Below are 4,052 nucleotides of genomic sequence, written 5' to 3'. Positions count from 1 at the left end.
GTCTTCTTCAACTTCTGTCGCTTTTCCCTGATCTTCTTGTGCGCTTGCTGTAAATACGCAAGAACTTGCCATACCTGCGATGACCGCTGTTCTTACCCATTTTGCAACTGGGCGCATTGCAAACTGCCCTGTTGTAGAATTATTGCTATCTCGTGACTTCAACGACATTTGAATTCTCCGCTGGTTGTTGTTGTGTGATTTTAGTGTGTTAGCTTGTTATGCTTATGTATATTTTATGTGACCTTTGACTTTAATATACTCAAACGCAGTCATATGATCAACCAATTTAGCGTTTTAATATTACCATAAGGTATACCAATTTTTACATAACGGCATTACCAGCAGGTCAGGCAGGTTTTTTACTAGAATATAAACACCTCTAAACTAGTCCATAAATGAGTTATGTAGGCTAAATTAAAGTGTGTTGAAAAGTATAAACAATAAAAAAGCCCCAAATTTGGGGCTTTTAAAAGTTAACTGATTAATTGGTTATTTAATCGTTTTGGATTTCCCATGTAGATCCAACACCTACTTCAGATGATTGAATATAATGCAGCCCTTTAGCACCCGCCTCTGCCTGAAGGCCTGCAGGGTCAGTTTCTAATAACGTACTTGTTGCTGTAACGTACTCAAGCACTTCTTTACCATTCGTTGCTGGGTCTTGGTCAATTGCACCATCAGTATCGAATGCGCCATTACCGTTTAGTTTTCTAATTTCAACCCAGTCCCCGCTTGCATCGCCTGATACTCGACTATCCATATAACCAAAGTTGTTACTTAGCACCGAACTATCATGATTAATTAAGTCACAGTCATATTCAAAAGCATGGTCACTTTCAAGTGTATTTGGGTAAAATAAGCCTTGAGTTGTAGCACTGCTATTTATTGTGCCTTCGTCTGTTTGATCACCTAAACCATTAGCGATTAAATTACCATTAAAGGTTATTTTAAATGCGTTTTTAGTTAAACCATAAAGCACTGGTGTATCAGCGGCTGTTAGATCATCACAGTCACTAACGGGGGCACGCGAACCTATTTCAGTACTAAATACGATAGGCTGCTGTGAGTTCAAAACCGTATTATTTGTTACATTTAGTGTAAAGTCACCAGCACTATCAAGCACAGCTTGGTTACCCGAGTTTGGCACACCGCCGTCAGCTTGAGAAAATGGGTTAGCTGTAAATACAATACCGCCCGCTTCTTTATTACCCGAACGAATACCTGCAATGTAGTTGTTACTTACGGTGTGACCAAGTGGTGTAATTAATATACCCGCTGGGCGGTCATCAGAGCTTGCAATATCGGTAGTTCGGATAATAACGTTATCTGTAACACTGTTGAAGCCACCATCTTCTAGTGAAATACCACCATTAGGATTTACAATTGTATTGCCTTTGATGGTTGCACCCGATGTTTGCACTCGCATTAAACGACGACCCGTTACAAAGTTTTCTACTCGGTTGTATTGAATAGTAAAATTAGTGTTCTCTGCTGCGTCCGAGCCTGTAGTACTGCCAACATTAATTAAATGTAAGCTAGAGTTATCAAAGTTTGGATTGCTACTAGTGCCACTAAACAAGTTATATTCGATAACGTGATCCGAGCTTGCAGATGCCATTTTAATCACGGAGCCATTTTCAGCAAAATTACGATTAGAAAATGTATTACGTTCGATTAAAGCGCCTTTACCTTTTAGCATTAACCAATGATAAGTAGAGTTGTTTAGCGTTGCTTCATCGCCATCTATTGTGTTTTGCGAAAAAGTAAAGTTATCGCCTTCTGAGTAAATAACAGCATCTTCTTCGGCTTCACAAAATGCACCCGCTTTAGTATCTATATTCTTAAAGGTAAGCCCTGTTAATCCAGCGCCATCTACTCCAGCAGCTACATGTACACATACTTCACCGCTAAGTACAGGAGTTTGACCTTCTACAGCGCGAAGCGTTACTGCACTGGTTAATAAAATTGCATCCATATCAGCATAAACACCGGTGTTTAAGCCAATAAAATCACCATCAGCTAAACCGCCGCTTAAAGCACCAAGGAGTGCTTCAGGGTTACTAACTAATTGTGTGTAAACCAATGTATCAAGTGAGTTTGTAACCTCACTCGCAAAGCCATCGTTATCCGTATACGTAGCTTTTACCGACATTATTGAGCCAGCGTAAGCAGCTGGTGTAAATGTTTTACTATTACTGTCGGCTACTTCAACGCCATCAGCAGACCAAGTATAAGTAACGTTTGCCTCTTCAACACCATTGTTATCAGTTATCTCAGCTGTTAACTCGCCACTTGTCAAATAAGGTGCTACGCCAATAATTGCGACGCTACCGGCTTCGTCAACCGCAACAGCAGAAACAGCAATTGTTTCCTCAGACGTATTATCCTCGATAAATCCATTATCATCTGTATAAGCAACTTGAACACTTATCTTTTGACCTAAAAGTGATGCATCAACTGTAAAGGTACTTTCTGTCTCGCCAACTATCTCTTGTGCATCAGCAAGCCACTGATAAGTTATATCTCCGGTTGCTCCATCGGTATCTGCAATTTCTGCTGTTAATGTATTGCCAACAGTTGGCGTGCCACTAATTGTAACTTGGCCTTCTGAATTTGTTCGTGCTACAACTTGTGTTCCAGTAGATGTAACAGATTCAGCAAACCCGCGGCTATCTTCAAAAGATGCACTAACTGTAATAACTGTACCAAACTGTGCGTCTGTTAACGTGAGCGTTGAAAGTGCTTCATCTGCAATCTCTACGTCATCAGCAAACCATTTATAAGTTACTGTATCGCCATCAAAACCGTTTTCGTCAGCTACATTGGCTGTTAGTTGCGAACCAACTAGCGCGTCACCCGCAATGGTTAAACTTGCAGGAAATGCGATTGCGGCAACATCTGCGGTTGGTTCTGTAATATGTGATTCATTAATACCGCCATCATCGGTATAAAGCCCTTGAACAGTAATTGGTAAGCCTATCTGATCGTCAGTCAGTGTAAATGAAGCGCTATTTGCACCTGCAATTGTCTCACCATCTGCATACCAATAGTAAGTCACGTCACCTGAGATGCCATCAGGGTCACTAACTTCTGCCGTTAATGTTTGTCCGCTTGTAACTGTTCCACTAAGAGCAATAGAGCCCAAGTTGTTGTCATTATTGTTTGAGTTTGTGTCACAACCAACTATTGCTGCTGCAATAGCGCATAGCGCAAAATGTTTTAATTTCATGGTGGCTCTATTCTCCAAATTTATGGTTTTACTATTTGGTTATCTATTGTGTGTGTTACCAAATAATTCACGTGTGTATTACCAAATTTATTTGAGTTGCAAATAAATTGTTAACCAACTTGGTAATATAACCATAATAAAATAACTTTTTCCACTACACCCACTCAAATAAATAACAATAAATAAACATAAAGTTAACCGCACACTATTTCCCTAGTAAAAAATTGAATTCAATCATGTATAATTACTGCGAAAAAACATAACTTTAGAGCAAAAAAATTGTTTTTACATGAGGTTAAGTAAATCAGATTTATCTAATATATATAAAGTATTCTTATTTGAAGACTATAAGAAAATTAAGAAATGAAGTGAGTTTGTATAGAAAGGATTATTTACAGAGAGAATGAAAAATAAGAGTAAAAAAGGGGCTATTTTTTTGCCCCTTTTTTATTAAGTACTGTTTTATAAAATAGCGTTATTATAAAACTCTACAGGCTCATTTGAGCCCAAAGCAACAGGCACGCGTTGATGCAAGCTCGTTGGCGCAATATCTAAAATACGCGTTCCTCTAGAAGTTGCTTTACCACCTGCGTTTTCAACTAAAAGTGCTAGTGGGTTTGCTTCATAAAGCAGTCTTATTTTTCCGTTATCGTTACCACTGCGTTTATCTTGTGGGTACAAAAACAAGCCACCTCGGCATAAAATACGATGAACGTCGCCTACCATCGCTGCATTCCAGCGCATTGAGCTTTTTTCAAAGCTTTCACAGGTGTATAGCAATTTATCAAAATACACTTGAGTTGGTTCGTCCCAATAACGGTAG

General features: G+C 39.1%; 1 protein-coding gene and 1 pseudogene. Both read right to left on the bottom strand.

Going from position 1 to position 4,052, the window contains the following annotated elements; genetic code table 11:
* Positions 1–493: 493 nt before the first annotated feature.
* On the bottom strand, positions 494–3,229 hold the full coding sequence (locus tag ENH88_RS09820) for a poly(beta-D-mannuronate) lyase (protein ID WP_304182091.1): 2,736 nt from the start codon (positions 3,227–3,229) through the stop codon (positions 494–496).
* 462 nt (positions 3,230–3,691) lie between these two features.
* Positions 3,692–4,052 (bottom strand): annotated as a pseudogene (locus ENH88_RS09815) (fructose-bisphosphatase class I); the annotation flags it as partial.

The sequence above is a fragment of the Pseudoalteromonas prydzensis genome (assembly GCF_011050055.1).
GTDB classification, from domain to species: domain Bacteria; phylum Pseudomonadota; class Gammaproteobacteria; order Enterobacterales; family Alteromonadaceae; genus Pseudoalteromonas; species Pseudoalteromonas prydzensis_A.
The sequence above is the reverse complement of the archived record's forward strand: the minus strand, read 5'-3'. Positions and strand labels throughout refer to the sequence as shown.

Bases quoted from the DNA above. Each gene is read 5' to 3' on its own strand.
- ENH88_RS09820 (WP_304182091.1), bottom strand. From the start codon at position 3,229: ATGAAATTAAAACATTTTGCGCTATGCGCTATTGCAGCAGCAATAGTT.